This is a genomic window from Sphingobium xanthum, from assembly GCF_019737615.1.
Lineage (GTDB): Bacteria > Pseudomonadota > Alphaproteobacteria > Sphingomonadales > Sphingomonadaceae > Sphingobium > Sphingobium xanthum.
This window is the reverse complement of record NZ_JAHKKS010000003.1, coordinates 451,664-476,450: the sequence shown is the minus strand read 5'-3', so window position 1 is coordinate 476,450 and position 24,787 is coordinate 451,664. Positions and strand designations below refer to the sequence as shown.

The window sequence follows — 24,787 nt, the reverse complement described above, 5'->3', positions numbered from 1 at the left end:
CTCGCTACGATCATGGATCGCGCGGCTTATCCTGCTTTTGATATTTTTCCGAGCCGTCATTCTCGAACCAGACAGGGCCTAGGGAGTGCGCTTGGTCAGCCCCGGATCGCCAGGGTTGGGCACGGGAACAGGAAAGGCGCCGTCGCCTTTGCCCGATCGACACTGTCAGGCTGCCCGCAAGGTGCCGCCATTCCGATCGAGCTGCATTTGCACGGGATGTGCCGGATGGACCGCCAATATTTCCCGTCCGAATTTCTCAAAGCGATATCCCAGATCGCTCAGGAACTTGACAGTCTTCTGCGCCTTTTCTTCATACCAGGGCATTCCTTCCCACAGTTCGAAAACAATGGGCGGAAAGCCATTATGTCTTATTGTTTCGACGGCGCCTTGGAAGAATTCCAGCTCATAGCCTTCCACGTCGACCTTTATGAAAGCGACGGATGAGAATATCTCCAGCATGTCGAGCGGAATTTTCTCCACCCGATACTGTTTGATATCATTCCTGCTATGATTGAGAAAATAGCCCTTCTTCAGGCAGGTTTCCCGCAGATTTTCCCTGATAGTTTCATCGATTGAGAAGCCACCAATATTCTCGCTCGTCCGGAAATCGAGTTCCGGTATCGAGAGTATCTCGCTTACCTCTCCGACAGCGGCATTATATGTATAGACGTTATTCAGCCTATTCATGAAAATATTCGCGCAGAGCTGCTGATGAACGATTCTCTGCGGTTCAAACGCATAGAGTGTGCCATCAGATTCCGAAAGTATTTTGGCGATGGGTATCGTGAACCCGCCAATGTTCGCCCCCGCATCGATCACGATACAATTGCTTCGGCCGGCTATGAACATTTTGCAGATGTCTGCTTCCGTCCGTCCCCAGAATCCGTTCTTCCGGATGAAATCCGATATATGGTCCGGGGAGTTCAGAAGCAGCCAATCGGCCTCTTCCGCTCTGATGATGTCCACCCGGGGCAACATGTCCGGCTGCATTGATCGGGCAGGTCGGTCGGTCTGCGCCTGGTCAACGCGCGACGGGCTGCCTGTGCCGATGTCCGTGTTTTCCCGCGCCTGGTGAAACCGGCTGTAGCGCCGCGCTTCCTTCAACGCTTCTGGGATTTCGGGTTTCGGCCGGGCCACGCCGCCGCTCACCAGCGCCTTATTCTCGCGCGAGGCCTGCCAATGGGTGATGACCGGGGCCGACTGCCCGACCTCGTCGAAAATGTGGAGATAGGATTCAGGCAGCCATTGGGTGATGAGTGGTTCGCTGCTGGCGATATCGGCCCAGGCCGCGTCGAGATGCATCTGGTCCCAGATCAGCGGATCGGCCTCACACCGCGCGACCCAAGAGTCGAGCAGGCGGCCGGCGGCCGGTGTGGCGTTGAAGAACAATGTGCCGGATCCGAATTCCCAGCCGTCATATTTGCAGACCGCAAAATCGGCGCCGCAATGGCGCAGCAGCACCGGATCGCTTTCGACCGTCGCGTCGGCGTCCAGCCAGACGATCGGCCGGCCGAGCGCATGCCACTGATCACGGACGAAGCGGGCCTTATAGGCGCAATTATGTTCCCAAGCGCCAAGACTGTCGATCCCGACGATCTGGTGATCGAGTCCGTGGGCATCAAGCGTGTCTCGCAGCCGCATTGCCAGCGGTTCATAAGCGGTGTCGCGCGTGTAGAAGCAGATGAAGACCGGTTCCTGCCCGCCGGTGTCGCCAATCTGCAGCTGTTCCTCGGACCCGATCCAGTAGGATGGATCGCCGCCGATATGGGCGACTTCGTGGAACTGGCGCTTGGTCTCGTCATGGGCGGGATCATTGGCATCCGCGATGGCGACAACCTCGCCCAGGGTCGCCACATAGGCGTCAATACGATCCATGTCTTCTTGTGCCATGCCCTCATATTGGAGCAAACATGGTTAAAGAATGGCTAAGGCGCGAACGGGGGACTGGGTTTGCCGAGCGCCGCGCGATCGTCGAAGCGCATCAATCCTGCCGATCCTGTTCCCTCGATCCCCGAAGATCAGGAGATGCGTTATCGGAATGCCGCTGTCCTACAGCATCCGGGCTATGGCAAGAGCGAGGCGCCATGCTCCGTTTTCCCGCCGAAACCCGAGTCGAACCCTTCAACATTTGAGCCGACCCCATAACCTTCATAACCTTCGTAAGAAAATTACGTCGGTATGAAGCGCTTAACGCCTTGCCCAGCCCCTGTGTGGTTGTGCCATTCCGCCCCGCACCCTAATTGAGAGCTATGGATACCCAGACCACTCAGGCCCCGGCCACGCCGCCCGCCATCCGCCGCGAAGATTATCGCCCGCCGCTCTGGCTGGTGCCGGAGATCAGCCTCGATTTCGATCTCGATCCGCAGGCCACCCGCGTGCGTGCGCGCCTGACCGTCGAGCGCGCCGGCAGCCATGACCGCCCCCTGCGCCTCGATGGCGATGGCTTGACGCCGCTTGCCGTGGTGGTCGATGGCCAGCCGCTTGCCGAAGGCGACTGGCGCCTCGATGACGGCGTGCTGATCGTCGCGCTCGCCGGCAATACGCATGTCGTCGAGACCGAAGTCGAGATCGCGCCTGCCGCCAACACGCAGCTCATGGGCCTCTATGCCTCGGGCGGCCTGCTCTGCACGCAATGCGAGCCCGAGGGCTTCCGCCGCATCACCTTCTTCCCGGACCGGCCGGATGTGCTCTCGCGCTTCGACGTGACGATGCGCGCCGACAAGGCCGCCTATCCCGTGCTGCTCGCTAACGGCGATCCCGTCGAGCAGGGCGAGGGCGCTGACGGCACGCATTGGGCGCGCTGGGTCGATCCGTTCCCCAAGCCCAGCTATCTGTTCGCCCTGGTCGCGGGTAACCTTGCCTGCAATGCGGACAGCTTCACGACGATGAGCGGCCGTGAGGTCAAGCTCGGCATCTGGGTTGCGGAGAGCGACCTGCCGCGCACCGGCCATGCCATGACCGCGCTCAAGAACAGCATGGCCTGGGACGAAAAGGCCTATGGCCGCGAATATGATCTCGACGTGTTCAACATCGTCGCCGTGGCCGATTTCAATTTCGGCGCGATGGAGAATAAGGGCCTCAACATCTTCAACTCGCGCTACATCCTCGCCGATCCGGAAACGGCGACGGACCCGGACTATGACGCGATCGAGAGCGTCGTGGCGCACGAATATTTCCACAATTGGTCGGGTGACCGGGTCACCTGCCGCGACTGGTTCCAGCTCTCGCTGAAAGAGGGCTTCACCGTCTATCGCGATCAGGAATTCTCGGCGGACATGGGCTCGCGCGCGGTCAAGCGCATCGAGGATGTCCGCGTGCTGCGCGCCGCGCAGTTCCAGGAGGATGGCGGTCCGCTCGCGCATCCGGTGCGCCCGGAATCTTATATGGAGATCAGCAACTTCTACACGGCGACGGTCTATAACAAGGGCGCCGAGCTGATCCGCATGATGGCGCTGCTGCTCGGGCCGGAGCGCTTCCGCAAGGGGACGGATCTCTATTTCGATCGGCATGATGGGCAGGCCGTCACCTGCGAGGATTTCGTGAAGGCCATGGAGGAAGGCGGCGGGATCGATCTCGCCCAGTTCCGCCTCTGGTACAGCCAGGCCGGCACCCCGCGCGTCACCGCGCGGCCGAACTATGATCCGGCGACGGGTAGTGTGACCATCGCGATCCGCCAGACGGTCCCCGCGACGCCGGGCCAGGACGACAAGGCGCCGATGGCAATCCCGCTCAAATTCGCCCTGTTCGATCCCGCGACCGGGACGCATCACGGTGAAGAGGTCTTCCTGCTGGAGCATCAGCAGGCCGAACTGCGCAAGGAGGGCTTCACGCAAGCGCCGGTCCTGTCGATCAACCGCAGCTTTGCAGCGCCGATCATCGTCGAGGCCGAGCAAAGCGCGGAGGAACTGGCCTTCCTGGCGGCGCGGGACGACGATCCGTTCAGCCGTTACGAGGCGATGCAGCAGCTCATGATCAACGGGCTGCTCGGCCATATCGCCGGCGGGCCGCTGGAGAGCGATGTCATCATCGACTCGATCCGCCGCACGATTGCCGATCCGTCGCTGGACCGGGCCTTCGTCGCCGAAGCCGTGCGTCTGCCGAGTGAAGCCTATCTTGGCGACCAGATGCAGATCGTCGATCCCGATGCCATCCACGCTGCCCGCGATTCGCTGCAACAGGCGATCGGCCAGGCCCTGGAGAGCGACTGGCGCACGGTGCATGCCGAGTGCGCGCGCAATGGCTTCTCATTGTCGGCCGATGCGCGGGAAGCGCGCAAGCTGCGCACGGTCGCGCTCAATTATATCGTGGCGTCCGGCGCACCGGATGGCGCCGCGCTCGCGTTCGACCAGTATGACCGCGCCGACAATATGACGGAGCGGCAGGCGGCGCTGGCGATCCTGGCAAGCGGCGCGAGCGACGAACGGGCGCAGGCGCTCGGCAAGTTCTACGATCGCTATGCCGGCAATGCGCTGGTCATCGACAAATGGTTCCAGACGCAGGCGCTGGCTTTCCATCCCGAGACGGTCGAGATCGTCGAGGCGCTGGAGCAGCATCCCGACTTCACCCTGACCAATCCCAACCGGGCGCGCGCACTGTTCGGCGCCTTCTCGGCCAATCAGTGGGCGTTCAACCGCAAGGACGGGAAGGGCTATCGCATGGTCGCGGACACGATCATCGCGCTCGACAAGCTCAATCCGCAGACCGCGGCGCGGCTGGTGCCGCCGCTCGGCCGCTGGCGCCGGTTTGATGCGGCGCGCGGCGCCCTGATGCGCGCGGAGCTGGAGCGGATCGCCGTCACGCCGAACCTCTCGAAGGACGTGCTCGAGCAGGCCAGCAAGAGCTTGGCCTGAAGGTCAGCCGGCGGATTGAGCCTTGACCCAGTCCGCCACGCTCTCGGCGACCTGATTGGCCGCCTTGCTGATCGCCGGGGCGACGCTCTCCGCGTCGATCGTGGCGACCGGCACGCTGGCGGAGAAGCGCTGCCGCTTCACGCTCTGGCCGTCCATCGACATGAGGCTGGCGTCGTAAGTGACGACGGCGCGGCGATTGATTGCATCGATGCCGAACTCAAGAAGATTGCCTTCCAGCATCTGGCCCCGACGTGCGAGATACTGGCCCGGATCGAGCACGAGGCGGCCGGCGCGCGTGCGGATCGTCTCGGCGAGCACGCCCTGGAACTGGCGGCCCGGCGTATCCGCCCAGAGCGCGTCCTTCACATAGGCAAAGCTGTTGTTGCTGTCCCGCACGGCGACACGCAGCGTCGCGATCGCGCGCGGCACGACCGGCATGTCGACGAACAGCGCGTCGCCCGTGGTGCCGGAAAGCATTTCGCCGGCCGGCGCCGGCGCCGCGCTTGATATGGTCAGCAGCCGCTCCGGAGGTTTGGCGCCAATCCGCACGCAGGCGGGGAGCGTGACAATCACGGCGGCGAGGCCCAGGCAAGGGATGATGCGGCGGACAGCATGCTGGCCCATGGTTTGGCTTTTCCTCATGGCTTGTAGTCCGGCAGTGCTGGCGATCCGATGAGCCCACTCGCGCCCTGCTGGTCGATCTTCTCGGTCACGGCGAGGATCGCGCGAGACATCTGGCGAAGGTCGCGGACGAGCAGGCCGATCTGCGGCATCGTGTCGCGCGTGAAGGTCTCGACGCCCGGCTTCGCATCCTTGAGCGTGGTGTCCAGGCTGTCGAGAGTCGTCTTCGCCGAGCGGATGGTCTGGCGCAGGTCGGCGATCAGCGGCTTGCCCTCGCTGTTGACCAGCTCGTTGGTGCTGTTGGCCGCCTGGGCCAGAGCATCGGCCGCCTTGGAGGCGCTTTCCAGCGTGACCCGCGCCTGCACGATCGTCGCGGCAAGCTCCGGACCGCGCGCGGCGAGATCGCGCGAAAGGCGGTTCACATTGTCGAGGATGCCCGAAATGTTGCGCTGATTGTCGTCATCGAGCAGTTCGGTCAGCCGCTCGGTGAGCGTGGTCAGGCGCTCGAGCAATTGCGGCGCATTGCTCAACAGCTCGCCGAGGGCGCCGGGCTTCGTGGGGATGACGGGCACGCCTTCGGGGCAGACCGCGTCGGCGTTCTCGTCGGGGCAGGCAATGGGCGGTGCGCCGCGCACGGCGCCGTCGAGCTGGATTTCGGACACACCGGTGAAGCCAACGCCGTTGATCGTGGCGGTCGTTCCCTGCAGGACCGGCGTTTCGCGCTCGACCACGATGCGCACGCGCACGAATTCGGGGTCCTTGCGCCATAGCTCGATCGACTGGACCTGGCCCGAAGGCACGCCCGAATAGGTGACGGCCGATCCCTTGGCCAGGCCGCTGACCGAGGTCTTGAAGAAGATGTCATATTCGCGCTTGTCGCCTTCACCGACGCGCGAAAACCAGAAGGCAGCACCGATGGTCACCGCCAGCAGCAAGAGGACGACCGCGCCTACGAACACATTGTTGGAACGTGTTTCCATCTATCCCCTGCACCCCCGAAACCCGTTTATGGCGGGCTGGTTCCAGCCTGTCCACGTTTCCCGACTGCACCTCATGCCGGTGCCTTGCCCGCCGACGCAGCGTGGCCATGCAGCATGCGCCCGCGCGGACCGTTGAAATATTCCTGGATCCACGGGTGATCGAGAGCGAGCAGCTCCTCGATCGTGCCGACTGCGATCACCTTCCTGTCGGCCAGCACGGCGACACGGTCGCAAATGGCGTGGAGCGTGTCGAGATCGTGCGTGATGAGGAAGACGGTGAGGCCGAGCGTCTGCTGCAGCTCGCGCGTCTGCTCATCGAAAGCGGCCGCGCCGATCGGGTCGAGGCCGGCGGTCGGCTCGTCGAGGAAGAGCAGCGCCGGGTCGAGCGCCAGCGCGCGCGCCAGGCCGGCACGCTTCTTCATGCCGCCGGACAGTTCGGAGGGGTATTTCGGCCCGGCATTGTCGGGCAGGCCGGTCATCAGGATCTTGTAGGAAGCGATTTCCTCGCGCAGGTGCGCGGGCATGTCCGGATAATATTCGCGCAACGGCACCTGGACATTCTCGGACACGGTCAGCGTTGAGAACAGCGCGCCGTTCTGAAAGAGGATGCCCCAGCGCTTCTGGACGGCGAGCAGGTCCGGATCACCCGGCTCCGCGTCCAGCATCGACTGATCGAATACGGTGATCGAACCGGCCTGGGGTTGCTGGAGGCCGATGATCGAGCGCATCAGCACCGATTTGCCGGTGCCCGAGCCGCCCACGACGCCCAATATCTCGCCGCGATAGACATCGAGGTCGAGACCGTCATGAATGGTCTGCTCGCCAAACCGGTTCACGAGCCCGCGGATCGTGATGACGGGCGGCGCCTCGCTGCCCGTCATGTCCACCCAATCCATGTGAAGAACACCGCAAAGATCGCATCGATCACGATGACGAGAAAGATCGCCTGCACCACCGCGGCGGTCGTGCGCAGACCGACTTCCTCGGCATTGCCACGGACCTGCAGACCCTGGAAGCATCCCGAAATGCCGATGATGAGGCCGAAGACCGGTGCCTTGACAAGACCGACGTAAAGATCGGTGATCGGCACCACTTCGCGCAGTCGCTGGACGAAGGTGACGGGCGGAATGTCGAGACTGACGGCACAGAGGAAGCCGCCGCCGATGATGGCGACGATCGAGGCATAAAAGCCCAGCAGCGGCATCATGATGACGGCGGCCAAGATGCGCGGCATGACCAGCGCTTCCATCGGCTGCACGCCGATCGTGCGCATCGCATCCACTTCCTCGTTGAGCTGCATCGTGCCGAGCTGGGCGGCGAAGGCGGAGCCGGAGCGGCCGGCGACCATGATCGCGGTCATCAGCACGCCGAGCTCGCGGAACGTCAGGCGGCCGACCAGGTTGACCGTCAGCACTTCCATGCCGAACTGCTGGAGCTGCACCGAACCCTGCTGCGCGATGACGATGCCGACAAGGAAGCTCATCAGGCCGATGATGCCGAGCGCCGAGACGCCGACCACTTCGAGCCGCTGGACGATGGCATTGATGCGGATGGATCCGGGGTGCCGGATGAGATGGCCGAGGCTGATGACCGTCGCGCCGAGGAAGCCCAGCATGCCGATGAGCGTCGTGCCGGAGAGCTTCGTGGCGGCGCCGATCTGATCGAGCACGCGGCTGATCGGATGGAGCGGTTGCGGGCGGGTGTCGATGGCCTGGTCGTTTCGAGCCACGACGTCGAGCAAGCGGTTGGCATCCTCGTTCGCTCCGACGACTTGCGCCTGCGTGCGGGCAGCGAGCCGGTGGACGATCCATGCACCGATCGTGTCGATATGATCGATGCCGGCAAGGTCGATGCTGGCGGCGCTGTCGATCGCGTCGATGCGCTGCGGCAGGTCGCCAAGATGCGCGAGCGACAGGTTGCCGGACAGGATGACTGTCCGCCCCGTCGCGTCGTCACGTTCGATGAGGTCGGCGGCCTGCGTCATCTTGCACGCACCCTGTGCCAGTTTGAATTGCGCGGCAAGCCGATTTGGCCCATGCGCCCACAACGCTAGAAGCGGGGGATGGATGCAGACGGGGCCGCGCATCGCCATTTACGACATGGATCGCACGATCACCGTGCGGGGCACCTATGCGGCTTTTCTCGTGCATATGGCGGTTTCTATCGCTCCGTGGCGGCTGATCCTGCTGCCGGTCGTCGGGTTGGTGATGCTCGGCTATGTGCTGCGCTTCGTGGATCGCAGGCGCGCCAAGGAGCTCAATCAGGCATTGCTGATGGGCCGGCGCGTGAGCCGGGCGCGAATCCTGCCGGCGGTCGAGGCCTATGCGGACAAGGTCGTCACGGGCAACATCCGGGCGGGCGCGCTGGCCCAGATCGCGCAGGATCGCGCCGATGGCTGTCAGCTCATGATCGCTTCAGCCTCGTACCGGCTCTATGTCGAGCCGATCGCGCGGCGGCTCGGTTTCGATCATGTCATCGCCACCGATCATTTCACGCAGGGCATGGATTATGTCCGCGCCAGGATTGCCGGCGAGAATTGCTACGATGTCGCCAAGCTGCGGATGATCCGGGCCTGGATGGCGGCGCAGGGCATCGATCGGGCACAGGCCTTTGTCCGCGCCTATAGCGATCATGTCACCGATGCGCCGATGCTCGACTTTGCGGACGAGGGCCACGCGGCCAATCCGCATGGGCCGCTTCGCGCCCTGGCGGCCGAGCGCGGCTGGCCGGTCCTCGACTGGTGAAAGTTGCGCGGCGCGACTGAGGGTCAGCCGGGCAGGCCGATAAGCGAGATCTGCCGGCCATAGCCCGGCTCGCCCTGATGGCAGGCGCGGCGATAGCTGTAGAAGCGGTCGGGCTGGTTGTAGGTGTCCTCGTCGAGCATCGTGATCGTGCCGACACCTGCCGCGGCGAGGCGCGCGGCGACATAGCCGGCGATGTCGAACTGGAAGTGACCGGGGCGCCCATCCGAGAAGAAGCGTGCATCCTCGGGATTGCGCTCCAGGAATGGGCGCTCAAAGCCGTGGCTGACTTCATAGCTTGCCCGGCCGATGCATGGGCCGATCGCGCAGGCGATCGCGCCGCGCTCTGCGCCCAGTGACGTCATGGCATTGATCGTCGCTTCGCCGACCCCGCCAAGCGCGCCTTTCCAGCCGGAATGCGCCGCGCCGACGACGCCGTGCGCCGTGTCCGCGAAGAGGATCGGCACGCAATCGGCGGCCAGCACGCCGAGCAGAAGGCCCGGCCGGTCGGTGACCATGGCGTCCGCCTTGGGGCGCTCGTCGAGCGGGATCGCCGCGTTGACGCGGATAACGTCGGCCGAATGGACCTGATGCACCGTGACGAGAGTCGAGCCGGGCAGGACGGCATCGCGGGCGAGATCGCGATTACGCAGCACGGCCTCCTGCTCGTCCTCGGAGCCGAGACCGACATTGAGGCCGGCGTGGATGCCGGTCGAGACGCCGCCGCGCCGTCCGAGAAAGCCATGCGGCACGCCTTCGAGCGGCCCGGCGCGCAGGACCTCGACGCTCATGCGAAACCTGCCGGCTCGGGCCAGACAGCATGGCGCAGAGCCAGCACCTTGAACAGGCGACCCATCTGCTCCGGCATGACGAGCCGGTCCCGGTCTGTCCGAAGGTCTTCCATCCGGGCTGGATTGGACCGCGCCAGCGACGCGACGCGCGCGTCGATGCCGAGGGCAGTCAGGAATGCGCCTTGCGTCACGCACGGGCTGGGGCGAAGGCCTCGTGCCCGGCCTGTGGCTGCGAGCATGGCGAAATCGACATGGGCGGTGAGATCCCGCGTGCCCGGCGCTTGGAGCGGATCGGCATAGCCATGAGCAGTCATGGCCTGCAGCGTATCGCCGGTTGCCGGGCCCTCATAGCCATAATCTACGACCAGAAATGCGCCGCCTTGCCGGGCTAGCCGCTCAGCCAATTCTGCCATGATCGCGTCGCCGACGGGGCAGCGCTCCACGATCGAACCGAAGGGGGCATCAGCAAGCTGCGCGGGGATCTCGTTGGCGCATTCGGCGTCACCCAACGCGAAGCACGCCCGACCCACCATCCGCTCGCGCCAGCCCCGGCCGGTGCGCTCATATTGGCGGATGGGGAGGGCGTCGAAAAACTCGTTGGCGACGATGATCAGCGGGCGATCGTCGGGCAGGTTGTCGATTGTGTCGTGCCAGTGCGCCTGTGGCACGGCTTCACGCTGTTTCTCGCGCAGGACCGGGCTGGTCTCGACGAAATGGATGGGCGGCGCGATCCGCGCTTGCGCCATGGCGCGCAGGGCGTCGGCAGCGAGCGTCCCGCGGCCCGGGCCGAGTTCGACATAAGCGAAGTCGGGAGCGTCGGCGCGCAAGGCGAGATCGGCGATCCACAACCCGATGAGCTCGCCGAACATCTGGCTAATCTCGGGCGCGGTGATGAAATCGCCGGCCGCGCCGAGCGGATCGCGCGAGGCGTAATAAGCGGCGTTGGCGGCCGCCATATAGTCGTGCAGCGATTGAAGTTCGTCGCTGCCTCGCGGCTCAGGAGACACTTTCCGTTCCGGCAATCGGCTCGACGCGGGTGCGGCGTCCCTTAGCGGTGATGACGAGATAGAGGCCGAGCACCAGCAGCGGAATGGTCAGCCACTGGCCCATATGCAGGCCGGTGCGCTGCGCGAACTCCATGAGCTGGGCGTCCGCCTCGCGGTAGAATTCGACATAGAAGCGTGCCGCGCCGTAGCTGAGCGCCGCAATGCCGAAGAGCTTGCCCGGCTCGTAGCGCGCATTGGTCTTCCAGAAGAAGAACGCCAGGATCGCGAACATGACCGGCCCTTCGAGAATCGCCTCGTAGAGCTGGCTCGGATGGCGCGGCAGGTCGCCGGGGGCGTTAGGGAAGATGATGGCCCAGGGCACGTCGGTCGCCTTGCCCCAGAGCTCGCCGTTCACGAAATTGGCGAGGCGGCCGAAGAACAGGCCGAAGGGAACGACGCAGGCGACATAGTCGCAGACGCGCAGAAAGCTGAGCTTTTCGCGCCGGGTCATCAGCCAGATGGCGAAAATGACACCGATCGTCCCGCCATGCAGCGACATGCCGCCTTCCCACAGCTTCAAGATGTCGAGCGGGCGCAGGAAGATGTCCGGCTGGTAGAAGATGATGTAACCGAGCCGTCCGCCGACGATGATGCCGAGCGTCGCATGGAAGATGAAGTCATCAGCGTGGCGCCGCGCCATCGGGGCGCCGGGCTGACGGGTCAGCACGGTCAGATACCAGTAGCCGATGAGGATCCCGGCCAGATAGGCGAGGCTGTACCATTTGATCGAGAAGAAACCGAGATCGAGGGCAACGGGGTCCAGGCCGAGGCTGTCGAACTGGATGGGCTGGGCAGTCGCGGCCGCAAGCATGCTGAGTATCAAGTCTTTTCCCCGGCGGTTTTGCGCTGCATAGTGCAAGTCGCAAGCGAGACCAAGGGCGGAGAGAATTGTGGCACATCCCTTTGACGAAGCTGTCGATGCCGTTCGTCTGGGGATCACGAGCGCCCCGGGCCTGCTGCATGTCGGCACGATCGAAGCGCACGGCGCGCGCTGGCCGGGGTTCGATTCCGCGCCGGCCGATCTGCCCGCGCTGTTCGAGGCCTGCTGCGCGCTCTACGCGGACCGCGAATGCCTGGTCGACGGGGCCGATCGGCTGACGTTCGCCCAAGCGCATGTCCTTGCCCGGCGCATGGCGGCGGGGCTGACCCTGACCCATGGCGTGAAGGCCGGCGATCATGTCGGCCTCGCCGCGCGCAACGGGGCGGGCTGGGTCGTGGCCTATATGGGTATCGTCATGGCCGGCGGCGTGGCTACGCTTGTCAACAGCTTCTGGACCGGACAGGAAATGGCGCAGGCCATAAGCGACGTGGATTGCGCGCTCGTCCTGGCGGATCGTTTCCGCCACGATGCATTGCGCACCCATTCCGACATGCAGGCGCGGCTGGTGCTGCTCGATCTCGATCTGCCGATCGATGCCTGTCTGGCGCCACTGCTCGGCGATCCGGACGCCCTGCCGCTGGTCTCGCCCGGCCCCGATGCGCCCGCGACCTTGCTGTTTACCTCCGGCTCGACCGGTCAGTCCAAGGGTGCGCTCTCCGATCATCGCGCCAAGGTGCAGGCCGCTCTGCATTTCGCCAGCGCCGCCTCGGCTGTGTCGGCGCTGGCCCAGCGGCAGGGTGCGCCCGAGCCGCCGCCGCCCGCGACCTTGCTCAATCTGCCTTTGTTCCACGTCACGGGCGAAGTCGTGGTGATGCTGCAGAGCTTCGTGATCGGCCGGAAGATGGTGGTCATGCGCCGCTGGGATGCGCTCGATGCGCTGCGGCTGATCGAGCAGGAGCGAATCACTTATGTGACCGGCGTGCCGCTGATGGGCATGGAACTCGCCACCCATCCCCAGCGCGGCGAGTTCGACCTCTCCTCGCTCAGCGACCTTGCCGCCGGTGGCGCACCGCGCCCTGCCGAGCAGGTCGAGCGGCTGCGCGCCGGCCTGCCCGGCACCTGGCAATCCTTCGGCTTCGGCCTCACCGAGACCAATGCGGTGGGCACGGGCATCATGCGCGACGCGGTCTATGCCTATCCCGGCAGTCCTGGCCGGCCGACACCGCCGCTGGTCGAACTGGCGATCATCGATGAGGATGGCGTGCCGCTGGAGGCAGGTCAGGAGGGCGAGATCGGCGTGCGCTCGATCAGCAACATCAGCGGCTACTGGAACCGGCCGGCGGACAACGAAACGCTTTTCTCCCCCGCCGGGCATGTGTTGACCGGTGACATCGGCTTTCTCGACGAGGATGGCTATCTGACCATCGTCGGCCGCAAGAAGGACATCATCATTCGGGGCGGGGAGAATGTTGCCAGCCCGGAAGTGGAAGCCGCGCTCTACGCCATTCCGCAGGTGATCGAATGCGCCGTGTTCGGCGTGCCGGATGTGCGCTTCGGCGAAGTGCCGATCGCCGTCATCCGCGCCGATGCCGACAGCGGACTCGATGAAGCGCGGATCGGGGAGGCCCTGGCCGGTCGTCTGGCTTCTTACAAGCGGCCGAGCCAGATCCTGTTCCAATCGACGCCATTGCCGCGACTCGGCTCGGAGAAGATCGACAAGCGCGCGATTCGCGACGCCTATCTTGCCGTGGACGCGACGGTCTGACGCGGTTTCGACCTTCAAGAGCGTAACCGTGACATCTTCCTGCCGTTTCCGGGCGAGGTGGTGGCCGAAGAAACGACGCATTTCTGTGGTTTTCGGACCTTATTTTCGCTAACTTCCCTCATATCGCGCATGGTAACATGTGAAAGCTAGCCGCATGCTGGTAGCAAGCTGCTGTTTTAAAAGAACTTTACGAGATCAAAGATCAACGGCGCGGGTGCGCGCCGTGCAATTGTCATGGCATTTCGGGCGGTCTGTAGGACAGGGCGTTTGAACAACGCTCCATTTCAAAATCGTCGTCATGCTGAAACCAGCTCAGCATGACGTGTGCGGGTGAGACGCGCCCCTCTGGCGCGGAATTTCGATGCAAGCCAAGGTTATGGGGCAACGGTCTAGCGCGGCCCGCGCGCATCGCGGATGCGGCCATGCTCCATCTCGGCGAGCTGGCGCTTGAGCACCTCCGGCGCCGGCGCGACGAGGAAGCCGAAGCTGACATTGCCTTCCCGCGTTTCCACCACATGATGCAGCCGGTGCGCCTGCACGATGCGCTTCATATAGGCCGAGCGCGGCACGTAGCGGTGATCGACCCGCTTGTGGACGATGATGTCGTGGAAGCCGAGATAGATGGCGCCATAGGCCGCGATGCCCGCGCCGACCGCCGTCGCCCAGTCGCCCCAGCCGAGCTGCACGCCGCCGAGCAGCAGCAGGATGGATGGCGCGGCGAAGATCACGAAATAGAGGTCGTTCCATTCCCACAAGCCCGTGCGCGGCCGGTGATGGCTCGCATGGAGGAACCAGCCGGGCCCATGCATCACCCAGCGGTGCATGACATAAGCGAAGCCTTCCATCAGTGCGACGGTCAGCAGGAACAGGACGAAAAGGCCGAACGGGGACATGGCGAGTCCGGCTATAGGCATGCCGGGCGGACGGCGCTAGCATGTGTGCCATGTCGATCTGGTCCCCAAGCCGCTTCGCCTTGCCCCTCGCTCTGCTGGCAGCGCCGCTGCTGTTTGTGGCGCCCAGCCAGGCTGCGCCGTCCGAGGCGGAAATACAGGCAAGGATCGAGGCCGAGCTTGCCAAGCAGGCCAAGGCCGACGAGGAGGCGCGCGCCGCCAGGGCCGCCGCCGATCTCGAAGCGCAGCGCAAGGCCGAAGCGGCAGCTGCCGCTGCCCCGCCGGCGCCGCCCGATCCGGCCTATCGCACCGTGATGGTGGTCGTCACTACCAGCCTCGGGCCGTTCACCCTTGCGATCGAGGAGGAGCGCGCGCCGGTCACCTCCGCAAATTTCCTTGCCTATGTCGATCAGAAGCGGCTCGATGGCACGGCCTTCTACCGCTCTTTCAAATGGGACAACGGGATGCCCGGCGGCTTCATCCAGGGCGGCACGCAGAACGATCCCAAGCGAATCCTGAAGCCCGTGCCGCACGAGCCGACCAGCAAGACCGGCCTCAGCCACACCAATGGCGCGATCTCCATGGCGCAGGCGGCGCCCGGCACGGCGACAGGTGATTTCTTCATCATCGTCGGTGAAATGAAGGGCTTCGACGCCACGGCCACCGAGCCGGGTTTTGCGGCTTTCGGGCGCGTCGTGCAGGGCATGGAGGTGGTCCGCCAGATCGCCGATGCGCCGCGCAGTCCGACCAAAGGCGAAGGTGTGATGAAGGGCCAGATGCTCGAGCCGCAAGTGAAGATCATCACAGCGCGGCGGGCGCTGGCTCAATAATCCCGCACAAGAAAAGGGGCCGCGGCATGTGCCGCAACCCCTTCAGACAACCTGCCCTTTCCCACAAGGGCGGTGTCTTGTCCGGTGGTTTTAGAAAGCCGCCGTGAGCGAGAAGACGACCGCAGCGTCCGAACCGCGGATCTGGCCCGGCTCGTCGGTGTCGACATAGGACACGCCGAAGGTCAGGTTCTTCCAGGTCGCGGTTGCGCCGAGCGACCAGTCCCAGACCTCGCCGTCGAAGCCGCCCGGGAAGGCGTCGCTGCTGGCATAGCCGAGGTGACCGTTGAGGCCGAACGGCGTGCCGGGAATCGCGATCGAAGGCTCGGCATGCAGGTAGATGGCGTCATTGTCGCCGAGCGCGCTCTGCGACCATGCGTAGTTGGCGCCGACCTTGATCGTCGCCGGACCGACCGTACCGATCAGGTTGATATAGGGCTCGAAGAAGTCGGTGTCGCCACCGCCATGCTTGGGATAGAGATAATAAAGCAGGCCGACATCGACGGTCATGCCCTCGGCAACCGCGCCGGACCAGCCGCCGAAGATATCGACTTCCGAGCTGCCGGCAAAGCTGATGCTCGAGCCCCAGGTGCCGACATAGAAGCCGCTCTCATGGGTTGCGGTGATACCCGCCTGCACGGCGACATTCTGGCTGGACTGCGAGAAGCCACGGAAGCGGTAGTCGGAAACGAGCGCGGCGGAGCCGGTGATGGTGATGGGCTCGGCGGCCTCTTCCTCCTGTGCGAGGGCGGGCGTCGACATGGACGCAAAAAGAGCGACGGCCGAGAGACCGAGAATGGACTTGCGCATTGGGAATTCCCCTTATCGAGACAAATCGGACAAAAAACCTTCGATCGTCCCATCCTGCGGTTGCGGCGATTGCGTCATTTTTCCGCTCTGGGCGGCCGCGCTACCTGTCCGTCAAACCAACAACAAACTGCCCGTGCATGGTGCGCCGCACAAGAGAAAATTGTTCGGTGTCTGTTGCGACGCGCAATCCTGTTGCAGCTTTGCAACGCAGGGGGAAACGATGTTCCGCTAGGGAAAGCTGCTCCATTGGGCTTGAAAGCCGCAGGAAACCGCCAAAGTGGGACGCGGTGCAGCATTGATCGATCCCGCGTCGCGCCGTCGATCAAAATGGGACAGGTTTCACGTCGTGCGGCTTTTTTGCCAGATTGCGAAGGCCCGATCGAGGTCGGCGATCAGATCCTCGGGGTCCTCAAGGCCGATATTGACGCGCACCAGCGGGCCGCGTCCGGACCAGCGCGTCGCGGAGCGCAGGTCCGCAGGATCGACCGGCAGGGCGAGGCTCTCGTAGCCGCCCCAGCTATAGCCGATGCCGAAGAGCGCGAGTGCATCGATGAAGACCGCGCGCTCCGCCTCGCCGCCGCCTGCCAGCTCGAAGGAGAAGAGGCCGGTCGCCCCCCTGAAGTCGCGGACAAAGGCGTCGTGCCCGGGGCAGGAGGGCAAGGCGGGATGCAGCACGGCGGTCACCTCCGGGCGCGTTTCCAGCCAGCGGGCGACGGTCAGCGCATTGGCGCCCTGCTCCTTGAGGCGGATCGCGAGCGTACGCAGGCCGCGCAGAGTGAGCCAGGCGTCGTCCGGGCTCACCATCTGGCCGAGCATATGGCCGCGCCGGGTGATGCGGGTCCAGAGCGCCGCATTGGCGCTGACCGCGCCCATCATGACGTCGCTATGGCCGCAGATATATTTGGTGCAGGCGACGATGGAGACATCGACGCCGAGACCGAGGCCGGGCAGCAGCAGAGGCGTGGCCCAGGTATTGTCGAGCAGAGTGATGATCCCGCGCGCTTTCGCGACCGCGACGATGGCGGGCACGTCCTGCACCTCGAAAGTGAGGCTGCCCGGGCTTTCGAGAAAGATCGCGCGAGTCTTGTCCGTGCAGAGCGCGGCGATGTCCGCGCCGATCAGAGGATCATAGTAGCGCGTGGTCACGCCGAAATCGCGCAGCAGCCCGTCGCAGAGCGTGCGGGTCGGCCCATAGGCGCTGTCGACCATCAGCAGCTCGTCGCCGGGCTTGAGCACGGCAAGCATGGCGCCCGCAATGGCGGCGACGCCGGAGGGAAAGAGCATCGTGCCCGCCGCTTCGGGCTCCATCTGCGTGATCGCCTCGGCCAGCGCCCAGCTCGTCGGTGCGCCGCGGCGGCCATAATAGAGCTTGTGCGGCGTGTGCATGTTGCCGGCGCGCAGATGGGCGACATCCTCGTAGAGGATGGTCGAGGCGCGCCAGACCGGCGGATTGACGATCGTGCCGGCGTCGCCCGGCATGCCGGTCCATTCGGCGCGGCGCCCGGCCTGGACGAGGCGCGTCGCGGGCTTCAGCGGCCGCTCGTCGTCGCTTCCCTGTTTGCTCATGCCGGACCCGTCGCCTTGGGCGTGTCCGGATCGGCGCCCCATTCCGACCAGCTGCCGTCATAGATGGTGACGTCATGCTTGCCGATCAGCGCCGCGCCGAACAGGAGATTGCAGGCGGTGACCCCGCTGCCGCAGGTCATGATGAGCGGCTGGTCGAGATCGACGCCAGCCTGCGCAAAGGTCGCGCGCATCGCTTCGCCGCGCTTCCAGAGGCCATCGGCGTCCAGCATCTTGCCGGTCGGCAGGTTGCGCGAACCGGGGATATGGCCCGAGACCATGTCCGGGCGCGGCTCGGGATCCTCGCCGGTGAAGCGCGTCGCCCCGCGCGCATCGACGACTTGCGCGGCGCAACTCTCGATATTGGCGATCAGGTCGGCCTTTGTGCGGACCTGCGCTTCATCCTTGCGGGCGGCGAAGCTGGCCGGTGTGGGCGCGGGTCCCTCGCCGCTCTCGGTCGGCCGTTGCTCGGCGAGCCAGCGCTGCATGCCGCCGTCGAGAATCGCGATCTGTGTCGCGCCGAACAGCCGCAGCAGCCACCAGGCGCGGCCGGAGCTGGTCAGCGGGCTATTGTCATAGACGATGATGCGATCGTCCTTTCCGACCCCGAGCTGCGCCATGCGCGCCGCGAACTGCTCGTTGGTCGGCACCATCGAGGGGCGCGGATCGGAATCGTCCTTGAGATTGGAGAGATCGAGGAACAAAGCGCCGGGAATATGCGCGGCGAGATACTCCGCTTGCGGGTCGCGCGGCGTGCCGGGCAGGAAGCTCGTGGCATCGAGAATGCGCAGATCGGGCGCGCCCAGCGCCTCGGCGAGCCAGTGCGTGGAAACGAGTTGGTCCATGGCCAAGCCCTCGCGCCAATCGACGGCCCATGCAAGGGGGTTCGCGCGGGCCCGGATTCATATTAAAGGCGCGGCCATGACACTCAAGCATCTCGGCCAGTCCAGCACGCTCCCCGCCAGTCCGGAAGAAGCGGTGCTCGATTATGTGCCCAATCCCCGCCCCGGCTCGCCCTATCTGATCCGCTTCTCGGCGCCGGAATTCACCTCGCTCTGCCCGATCACCGGCCAGCCCGATTTCGCGCATCTGGTGATCGACTATGTGCCCGGCGAGACGATTGTCGAATCCAAGGCGCTGAAGTTGTTCCTGAGCAGCTTTCGCAATCATGGCGCGTTTCATGAAGATTGCACGGTCGGCATCGGCCAGCGGCTGTTCGACGAGATGAAGCCGCTCTGGCTGCGCATCGGCGGCTATTGGTATCCGCGCGGCGGCATTCCCATCGACGTGTTCTGGCAGTCGGGGCCGCCGATCGAGGGCGTGTGGGTGCCGGATCAGGGTGTGCAGGGCTATCGCGGACGGGGGTAATTCTACTCCTAGCCCCTCCCCTTCAGGGGAGGGGTTGGGGTGGGGCTTGGGCCTCGCTCCGATCGCTTCGCGACACCCACCCCCAACCCCTCCCTTGAAAGGGAGGGGCTAAGGAACGCTATTTGAACAAACTCCCCAGTACCCCGCGCACGAGGCTGCCGACGATCCCGCCGCTCTTGCGGCTGGTGCCGCCGAAGACGGCGCGGCCGATCTCGTTGGCGACCTGACGGCCGACCGAGGAGGCGGCGGAGCGGGTCGCGGACTGGACGGCACGATCGAACGCGCCGGGCTTGGCGGCCTCACGCGCGGCGGCGGCATCGGCGCGGGCCTGTTCCTTGAGTTGCGCCTCGCGCTGTTTGGCCTCGACCTTGGCCTGCGCGGCGGCGGCCTTGTCGGCTTCGACCTGCGCCTTGGCGGCTGTCGCGGCGGCAGCGGCGGCTTCGCCGCGCGCGGCGAGGATTTCCTCAGCCGATTCGCGATCGATTTCCTCGTCATATTTGCCGTCGCAGGGCGAAATGGACTTGATGATGGCGCGCTCCTTGGGCTCGAGCGGGCCGAGCCGGGAGCGCGGCGGCGCGATCAGCGTGCGCTGGACGATCGAGGGTGAGCCGTCTTCCTGCAGTAGTGACACCAGCGCTTCGCCGACTTTCAATTCGGTGATGGCCGTCTCGACATCGATGTCGGGATTGGCGCGGAACGTCTCGGCCGCGGCCTTCACCGCCTTCTGGTCGCGCGGCGTGAAGGCGCGCAGGGCATGCTGGACGCGATTGCCGAGTTGCCCTGCCACTTCCTCGGGAATGTCGATCGGGTTCTGCGTGACGAAATAGACGCCGACGCCTTTCGAGCGGATGAGGCGCACGACCTGCTCGATCTTGTCGACCAGCGCCTTGGGTGCGTCGTCGAACAGCAGATGCGCCTCGTCGAAGAAGAAGACCAGCACCGGCTTGTCGGGATCGCCGATCTCCGGGAGCGTCTGGAACAGTTCGGAGAGCAACCAGAGCAGGAAGGTCGCGTAGAGCTTGGGACTCTGCATCAGCTTGTCGGCGGCCAGCACGTTGATATAGCCGCGGCCCTTCTCGTCCACCTTGATGAAATCGTGAATGTCGAGCGCCGGCTCGCCGAAGAACCGGCCACCGCCCTGGCTGTCGAGCTGGAGCAATTGGCGCTGGATCGTGCCGACGGTCGCCTTGGTGACGTTGCCGTACTTCGTCGTCAGCGCATCGGCATTCTCGGCGCAATAAGCCAGCATCGATTGGAGATCGTCGAGATTGAGGAGCAGCAGGCCCTGTTCGTCCGCGAAGCGGAAGGCGATGGTGAGCACGCCTTCCTGCACCTCGTTGAGGTCCATCAAGCGGGCCAGGAGCAGCGGCCCCATTTCCGAGATGGTCGTGCGGATCGGATGGCCCTGCTCGCCATAGAGATCCCAGAACATCGCCGGATTGTCGGCATAGGCATAATCGGTGAGGCCGATTTCCTGCGCGCGGGCGGTCAGCTTGTCGGCGTTCTTGGCGGTCGGCGATCCGGCCATGGAAATGCCGGCGAGATCGCCCTTCACGTCCGCCATGAACACTGGGACGCCGCGCGCGGAGAAGCTCTCGGCAATGCCCTGCAAGGTCACCGTCTTGCCCGTGCCCGTCGCGCCGGCGATGAGCCCGTGCCGATTGGCCCGGCGCAGCACGAGATTTTGCGGTTGCCCGCCACCCAGGCCGATGAAGATGCCGGTGTCGTCGCTCATGCTGATCTCCTTCGCGAGGGTTCCCGACGGGAAATACCAGCTTCCGCCGCGATGACGAGCCTTCTCTTTAGCCCCTCTTCTTCAGAGGAGGGGTTGGGGTGGTGCTTCGGCGTTGTAGATCGCTGCGCGACACCCACCCCGCATCAGGTAAACAGTGCCCCGCACTGTTTAGGTCATGCCGGGGGCATGACCGACCTGATACGCCCTCCCTCGAAAGGGAGGGGCGACTTAAAAAAAAGGGCGCGGATTTTACGCCGCGCCCTTCCTGTATTCGATTGTCGACCGGCCTTACTGGCCGCGCAAGCGGATCGGCACGAAGGCGGCCGGGGCGCCGCGACGCAGGACCTGCAGCAGCACGGCGTTGCGCTTGGCGTCCTTGGCCGCCTGCGCCGCCTTGCCGAGATCGGCTTCGCTGGCGACGGGCGCGCCATTGGCCATCATGACCACGTCGCCGCGACGCAGACCCTTGGCGCCTGCGTCGGTCGAAGGATCGACCGCCGAGATCACCACGCCCTTGGTCTCGGCCGGGATGCCGAGCTGCTGGGCAATCGTGGGCGTCAGCGCCTGCACGGCGAGGCCAAGCAGTTGCTGGGACGCCTGGCGCGTGCTCTGCGCATCCTGATCGGAGAAATCGTCCTCCGAGGGCTGCGCGAAATTGGCGAGCTGATCCTCGGGCGGCCGCTCGCCGATCAGCGCGCGGACGGTCATGGACTTGCCGTTGCGCATCAGCTCGATCGGCACGGTGGTGTTCACCGGCAAACCTGAGACGATGTAGGACAGCGTCTCGTCCGGCGTCACCTCGACATTGTTGACTTTGACGATGACATCGCCTGCCTTGATGCCGGCCTTGTCGGCGCCCTTGCCGGCCTCGACCGACTGGACGAACTCGCCGCGATTCTTGGGCAGGCCGAGCGAATCGGCCAGATCCTCGGAGACCGGGCTGATCTGGATGCCGAGATAGCCGCGCTTCACGCTGCCGCCGGAGCGCAGGGTCTCGATCACCGAGACGGCCTGCTCGGCGGGAATCGCGAAGCCGATGCCGACATTGCCGCCGGTGGGCGACAGAATCTGCGAATTGATGCCGATCACATTGCCATTCATGTCGAACATCGGGCCACCCGAATTGCCCTGATTGATCGAGGCATCGGTCTGGATGAAGCGCTCGGCGCCACCGGTGTTGCGGTGAAGCGCGGAGATGATGCCTGCGGTCACCGTGCTGCCGATGCCGAAGGGATTGCCGATCGCCACAACCCAGTCGCCGACGCGCGACTTGGTGGAATCGCCGAACTTGACGAACGGCAGCGGCTTGTTGGTGGTGATTTTGAGCACGGCAAGGTCGGAGCGCGGATCGGTGCCGACCAGCTTCGCCTCATATTCGGTGCGATCCGGCAGGGTGACGGTGATCGCATCGACAGATGCGCCGCGCGCGCCAGGCGCCACGACGTGATTGTTGGTCACGACATAGCCGTCGGCCGAGATGATGAAGCCGGAGCCGAGCGATTGCGCCTGGCGAGTCTGCGGCTGGTCACCGCCGAACAGGCCGCCGAACGGCGTTCCGGCGAAGGGATTCTGGACCTGCACGCGCTGGCGGGTCGAGATATTGACCACGGCGGGTTGCAGCTTTTGGACCATGTCGGCAAGGCTGACCGGGGCGCCGCGCGGAGCGGCGGCGGCCATGCCTTCATTCTGGGCAGTCTGGGCGATCACGCTGGTCGAATTGGACGTCAGGGCCAGCGTGGTTCCGCCGACAAGCAGGGCTGCTGTGATGGCGTAAGCGTAGCGCACGAAAAACCTTCCTCTCATCAAATGTCCGTCATCAGGCCCCTCGCGGTCCCGACCGGAAAATTGTCGCGACCTTGTCCGGGCCATGGCGCGTGCCGGATTAACCGGCATTGAATGAGCGGCGGCGCTGGACGTTCCAGCGCCGGCCCACGAAATCAGCGCCCCCTGAACTGGCGGAGATAGTCATTGTCCGCGGACAGCACCGCGCTCGTTTCGCCTTCATTCTGCTGGGCGAAGCTGATCCGATAGGACTGCATGGCCCGGTAGAAATCATAGAATTGCGGGTCCTTGCCGAAGCTGGCGGCATAGACGCGCGCGGCGTCGGCATCGGCCTGGCCGCGGATTTCCTGCGCACGCCTGGCGCCTTCTGCGCGGATGGTTAGCGCCTCCTGCTCGCGCGCCGAGCGCATGCGCTGGAAGGCGCTCTGCAGCGGGGCGCCGTCCGGCAGGTCTGTGCGCATGATCCGCACATCGACGATCTCGGCGCCATATTGCGCGGCGACACGATCGAGGCTGCGGCGAATGTTGGTCATCACCTCGCCCCGCTCGGGGCTGAGCAGCAGATCCGCGCGACGCTTGCCCAGCTCGTTACGCAGGGCCGAGCCGAGGATCGGGCGGAGTGCATCCTTGACGCGCTCCTCGTTCCCTGCGGCGATATACATGCGCTGCGGATTGACGATGCGGTAGCGCGCGAAGGCATCGACCTGCAGGCGCAGCTGATCGGTCGAGAGCACTTGCTGGCGCTCCATGGTGACCGACTGGACGCGCTTGTCGATCCAGACCACCTGATCGAAGAACGGGATGCGCACCTTGAGCCCGGCGCCGGTCGCGCCGAACACTTCGTTGGGCTTGTACGGATTATAGATGCGTTTCACTTCGCCGAGCCGCAGTACGACGGCCTGGCGCGTCTCGGGCACGATCGAGAAGGTGCTGCCGATCAGGAACAGCGCGATGGTCGCCAGAACGGCGAGCGCGATGGGGTTGCGGGCCGAGAGGTTCACTGGCCGCCTCCCTGCCGAGGCTGCGGCTGGGCTTCTACCGTGGTCGTGCGATTGGCGCGCACGGCGGGGAGCGGCAGATACGGCGTCACGTTACCGGTTTCGACGATCGTCTTGTTCACGCCGGAAAGCACCTTTTCCATCGTCTCATAATACATGCGCCGCCGGGTCACGTCGGGCGCGAGCCTGTACTGCTCATAGACCGCGTCGAACGCGGCCGCCTCACCCTGCGACTGGGCGGAGAGCTGCTGGGCATAGGCCTGCGCCTGGTTGATGTATGTTTCGGCCGCCTGCTGCGCGGCGGTCACTTCCTTGAAGGCGTCATTGACCTGATCCGGCGGGTCGGCCTGCTTGATCGCCACGCCCTGGATGCGGATGCCGGCGCGATAGGTGTTGAGGATGTTCTGCATCCGCTCCTGCACCTGGCTCTCGATCGCGTTGCGCCCGGCGCCCATGGCGTCGGTCAGCGACACGGTCGCGATCACGGCGCGCATGGCGGATTCGGCGACTTCATTGAGCGTCGCGTCCGGGTCGGCGATCTGGAAGGCATATTGCGTCGGATCGCTGATGTTCCAGCGCACCGAATAGCCCAGATTGATGATGTTCTGGTCGGCGGTCAGCACCAGCTTTTCCGCCTCGTTGCCGGCCGATCCGAGATCGATCGTGCGAATTTCCTCGATGTCGACCACGGTGACGCTTTCGAACGGTGCCGGCAGCGTGATGCCGATGCCCGGCTCGAGTGTCTTGCTGTAGCTGCCGAGCAGCGAGACGACGCCGCGCTCCTGCGGGCCGATGCGATGGAAGCTGGTCGTGCCGATCCAGATGAGCACGACGGCACCGGCGATGAACGGCCAGAGCGCGCGACCACGCGGGCCGTTCGGCAAGCCGCCGCCGAAGCTGTCCCGCGCGCGGCGCAGCAGTTCGTCGATGGCGCTGGGGCCGCGTGGGCCGCGTCCTCCCGGCTCGTCGCCGCGCGGCGGCGGGTTCCACGGATTGCGGGGGCCGCCTTCGCCCTTGCCGCCATTGTCCTCGTCCCTGCTGCCCCACGGGCCGCCTTCGCTCATCGCCGAGGCCTGGCCGGGGCGCTGCGTCATGTCAGTGTCCATGCCGCTTGTATAGGGACGCTATCCGAGGAAATACAGGGCCGTGCCCCCAATAATATCGCGCACATGTCACAAAAACCGCCTTGCGGCGCTTTGC

21 protein-coding genes are annotated in these 24,787 nt (G+C 65.0%); 5 read left to right on the top strand and 16 right to left on the bottom strand.

Annotated elements, in window-relative coordinates:
* Window positions 1-165: 165 nt before the first annotated feature.
* A complete protein-coding gene (locus KM135_RS08195) occupies window positions 166-1,890 on the bottom strand; it encodes an FkbM family methyltransferase (protein WP_221713490.1) in 1,725 nt (574 codons plus the stop codon).
* A gap of 359 nt (window positions 1,891-2,249) precedes the next feature.
* Between KM135_RS08195 and pepN the strand changes: the two genes are divergently transcribed.
* Window positions 2,250-4,850, top strand: coding sequence for an aminopeptidase N (gene pepN, locus KM135_RS08190; protein ID WP_221713489.1), 2,601 nt, complete (start codon window positions 2,250-2,252; stop codon window positions 4,848-4,850).
* A 3-nt stretch (window positions 4,851-4,853) separates the two neighbouring features.
* Here pepN and KM135_RS08185 read toward each other — a convergent pair whose 3' ends face one another.
* The 4 genes from KM135_RS08185 to KM135_RS08170 all read right to left on the bottom strand — a co-directional run bounded on the left by KM135_RS08185 (window position 4,854) and on the right by KM135_RS08170 (window position 8,435).
* A complete protein-coding gene (locus KM135_RS08185) occupies window positions 4,854-5,492 on the bottom strand; it encodes an ABC-type transport auxiliary lipoprotein family protein (protein WP_221713488.1) in 639 nt (212 codons plus the stop codon).
* Entirely contained in the window at window positions 5,489-6,451 is a 963-nt protein-coding gene (locus KM135_RS08180) for an MlaD family protein (RefSeq protein WP_221713487.1), read from the bottom strand. Before KM135_RS08180 ends, KM135_RS08185 begins: the two co-directional genes overlap by 4 nt.
* Before the next feature lie 71 nt (window positions 6,452-6,522).
* The gene (locus tag KM135_RS08175) at window positions 6,523-7,332 is read right to left on the bottom strand and encodes an ABC transporter ATP-binding protein (RefSeq protein ID WP_246605822.1); all 810 of its coding nucleotides are present in this window, start codon (window positions 7,330-7,332) and stop codon (window positions 6,523-6,525) included.
* Window positions 7,329-8,435, bottom strand: a complete 1,107-nt coding sequence (locus KM135_RS08170) for an ABC transporter permease (protein ID WP_221713485.1) — start codon at window positions 8,433-8,435, stop codon at window positions 7,329-7,331. The genes KM135_RS08175 and KM135_RS08170 overlap by 4 nt, the downstream gene beginning before the upstream one ends.
* 115 nt (window positions 8,436-8,550) lie before the next feature.
* On the opposite strand from KM135_RS08170, the gene KM135_RS08165 reads away from it, so the two are divergent.
* On the top strand, window positions 8,551-9,195 hold the full coding sequence (locus KM135_RS08165) for an HAD family hydrolase (RefSeq protein ID WP_221713565.1): 645 nt from the start codon (window positions 8,551-8,553) through the stop codon (window positions 9,193-9,195).
* Between the two features lie 23 nt (window positions 9,196-9,218).
* Here KM135_RS08165 and pgeF read toward each other — a convergent pair whose 3' ends face one another.
* The 3 genes from pgeF to lgt are packed head-to-tail and all read right to left on the bottom strand — an operon-like array spanning window position 9,219 to window position 11,852.
* Window positions 9,219-9,983: a peptidoglycan editing factor PgeF gene (gene pgeF, locus KM135_RS08160; RefSeq protein ID WP_221713484.1), complete on the bottom strand. Its 765-nt coding sequence runs from the start codon at window positions 9,981-9,983 to the stop codon at window positions 9,219-9,221.
* Window positions 9,980-10,990, bottom strand: coding sequence for a class I SAM-dependent methyltransferase (locus KM135_RS08155; protein WP_343228162.1), 1,011 nt, complete (start codon window positions 10,988-10,990; stop codon window positions 9,980-9,982). The genes pgeF and KM135_RS08155 overlap by 4 nt, the downstream gene beginning before the upstream one ends.
* A complete protein-coding gene (gene lgt, locus KM135_RS08150; protein WP_221713483.1) occupies window positions 10,980-11,852 on the bottom strand; it encodes a prolipoprotein diacylglyceryl transferase in 873 nt (290 codons plus the stop codon). Before lgt ends, KM135_RS08155 begins: the two co-directional genes overlap by 11 nt.
* A gap of 67 nt (window positions 11,853-11,919) precedes the next feature.
* On the opposite strand from lgt, the gene KM135_RS08145 reads away from it, so the two are divergent.
* Window positions 11,920-13,614, top strand: coding sequence for a class I adenylate-forming enzyme family protein (locus tag KM135_RS08145; RefSeq protein WP_221713482.1), 1,695 nt, complete (start codon window positions 11,920-11,922; stop codon window positions 13,612-13,614).
* A gap of 389 nt (window positions 13,615-14,003) precedes the next feature.
* On the opposite strand, the gene KM135_RS08140 is transcribed toward KM135_RS08145, so the two are convergent.
* Window positions 14,004-14,528 carry a sterol desaturase family protein gene (locus KM135_RS08140; RefSeq protein ID WP_425517009.1) on the bottom strand — a complete coding sequence of 175 codons (525 nt, stop codon included), beginning with the start codon at window positions 14,526-14,528 and terminating at the stop codon, window positions 14,004-14,006.
* A gap of 29 nt (window positions 14,529-14,557) precedes the next feature.
* Between KM135_RS08140 and KM135_RS08135 the strand changes: the two genes are divergently transcribed.
* The gene (locus tag KM135_RS08135; RefSeq protein ID WP_246605821.1) at window positions 14,558-15,334 is read left to right on the top strand and encodes a peptidylprolyl isomerase; all 777 of its coding nucleotides are present in this window, start codon (window positions 14,558-14,560) and stop codon (window positions 15,332-15,334) included.
* 90 nt (window positions 15,335-15,424) lie between these two features.
* On the opposite strand, the gene KM135_RS08130 is transcribed toward KM135_RS08135, so the two are convergent.
* The 3 genes from KM135_RS08130 to sseA all read right to left on the bottom strand — a co-directional run bounded on the left by KM135_RS08130 (window position 15,425) and on the right by sseA (window position 18,549).
* Entirely contained in the window at window positions 15,425-16,141 is a 717-nt protein-coding gene (locus KM135_RS08130; protein WP_221713481.1) for a TorF family putative porin, read from the bottom strand.
* 339 nt (window positions 16,142-16,480) lie between these two features.
* A complete protein-coding gene (metC, locus tag KM135_RS08125) occupies window positions 16,481-17,707 on the bottom strand; it encodes a cystathionine beta-lyase (RefSeq protein ID WP_221713480.1) in 1,227 nt (408 codons plus the stop codon).
* The gene (gene sseA, locus KM135_RS08120; protein WP_221713479.1) at window positions 17,704-18,549 is read right to left on the bottom strand and encodes a 3-mercaptopyruvate sulfurtransferase; all 846 of its coding nucleotides are present in this window, start codon (window positions 18,547-18,549) and stop codon (window positions 17,704-17,706) included. Before sseA ends, metC begins: the two co-directional genes overlap by 4 nt.
* Window positions 18,550-18,625: 76 nt before the next feature.
* Here sseA and queF point away from each other — a divergent pair, with 76 nt between their 5' ends.
* Window positions 18,626-19,072 carry a preQ(1) synthase gene (queF, locus tag KM135_RS08115; protein ID WP_221713478.1) on the top strand — a complete coding sequence of 149 codons (447 nt, stop codon included), beginning with the start codon at window positions 18,626-18,628 and terminating at the stop codon, window positions 19,070-19,072.
* 118 nt (window positions 19,073-19,190) lie between these two features.
* Here the strand turns inward: queF and KM135_RS08110 are convergent, their stop codons facing one another.
* The 4 genes from KM135_RS08110 to hflK form a co-directional block, all read right to left on the bottom strand.
* A complete protein-coding gene (locus KM135_RS08110; RefSeq protein WP_221713477.1) occupies window positions 19,191-20,807 on the bottom strand; it encodes a helicase HerA-like domain-containing protein in 1,617 nt (538 codons plus the stop codon).
* A gap of 288 nt (window positions 20,808-21,095) precedes the next feature.
* Window positions 21,096-22,592 (bottom strand): Do family serine endopeptidase, encoded by a 1,497-nt coding sequence (locus KM135_RS08105; protein WP_221713476.1) that lies wholly within the window; start codon window positions 22,590-22,592, stop codon window positions 21,096-21,098.
* 152 nt (window positions 22,593-22,744) lie between these two features.
* Window positions 22,745-23,590 (bottom strand): protease modulator HflC, encoded by an 846-nt coding sequence (gene hflC, locus KM135_RS08100; protein ID WP_221713475.1) that lies wholly within the window; start codon window positions 23,588-23,590, stop codon window positions 22,745-22,747.
* Entirely contained in the window at window positions 23,587-24,681 is a 1,095-nt protein-coding gene (gene hflK / locus KM135_RS08095) for an FtsH protease activity modulator HflK (RefSeq protein WP_246605819.1), read from the bottom strand. Before hflK ends, hflC begins: the two co-directional genes overlap by 4 nt.
* Window positions 24,682-24,787 lie beyond the last annotated feature (106 nt).

What these genes read in the sequence shown, in the direction of transcription:
- pepN (WP_221713489.1), top strand. Translation starts at nt 2,250, where the DNA reads ATGGATACCCAGACCACTCAGGCCCCGGCCACGCCGCCCGCCATCCGC.
- KM135_RS08110 (WP_221713477.1), bottom strand. Translation starts at nt 20,807, where the DNA reads ATGAGCGACGACACCGGCATCTTCATCGGCCTGGGTGGCGGGCAACCG.
- KM135_RS08185 (WP_221713488.1), bottom strand. Translation starts at nt 5,492, where the DNA reads ATGAGGAAAAGCCAAACCATGGGCCAGCATGCTGTCCGCCGCATCATC.
- KM135_RS08135 (WP_246605821.1), top strand. Translation starts at nt 14,558, where the DNA reads ATGTCGATCTGGTCCCCAAGCCGCTTCGCCTTGCCCCTCGCTCTGCTG.
- KM135_RS08175 (WP_246605822.1), bottom strand. Translation starts at nt 7,332, where the DNA reads ATGACGGGCAGCGAGGCGCCGCCCGTCATCACGATCCGCGGGCTCGTG.
- sseA (WP_221713479.1), bottom strand. Translation starts at nt 18,549, where the DNA reads ATGGACCAACTCGTTTCCACGCACTGGCTCGCCGAGGCGCTGGGCGCG.
- queF (WP_221713478.1), top strand. Translation starts at nt 18,626, where the DNA reads ATGACACTCAAGCATCTCGGCCAGTCCAGCACGCTCCCCGCCAGTCCG.
- KM135_RS08170 (WP_221713485.1), bottom strand. Translation starts at nt 8,435, where the DNA reads ATGACGCAGGCCGCCGACCTCATCGAACGTGACGACGCGACGGGGCGG.
- KM135_RS08195 (WP_221713490.1), bottom strand. Translation starts at nt 1,890, where the DNA reads ATGGCACAAGAAGACATGGATCGTATTGACGCCTATGTGGCGACCCTG.
- KM135_RS08165 (WP_221713565.1), top strand. Translation starts at nt 8,551, where the DNA reads ATGGATCGCACGATCACCGTGCGGGGCACCTATGCGGCTTTTCTCGTG.
- KM135_RS08130 (WP_221713481.1), bottom strand. Translation starts at nt 16,141, where the DNA reads ATGCGCAAGTCCATTCTCGGTCTCTCGGCCGTCGCTCTTTTTGCGTCC.
- KM135_RS08180 (WP_221713487.1), bottom strand. Translation starts at nt 6,451, where the DNA reads ATGGAAACACGTTCCAACAATGTGTTCGTAGGCGCGGTCGTCCTCTTG.
- metC (WP_221713480.1), bottom strand. Translation starts at nt 17,707, where the DNA reads ATGAGCAAACAGGGAAGCGACGACGAGCGGCCGCTGAAGCCCGCGACG.
- KM135_RS08140 (WP_425517009.1), bottom strand. Translation starts at nt 14,528, where the DNA reads ATGCCTATAGCCGGACTCGCCATGTCCCCGTTCGGCCTTTTCGTCCTG.
- hflK (WP_246605819.1), bottom strand. Translation starts at nt 24,681, where the DNA reads ATGACGCAGCGCCCCGGCCAGGCCTCGGCGATGAGCGAAGGCGGCCCG.
- pgeF (WP_221713484.1), bottom strand. Translation starts at nt 9,983, where the DNA reads ATGAGCGTCGAGGTCCTGCGCGCCGGGCCGCTCGAAGGCGTGCCGCAT.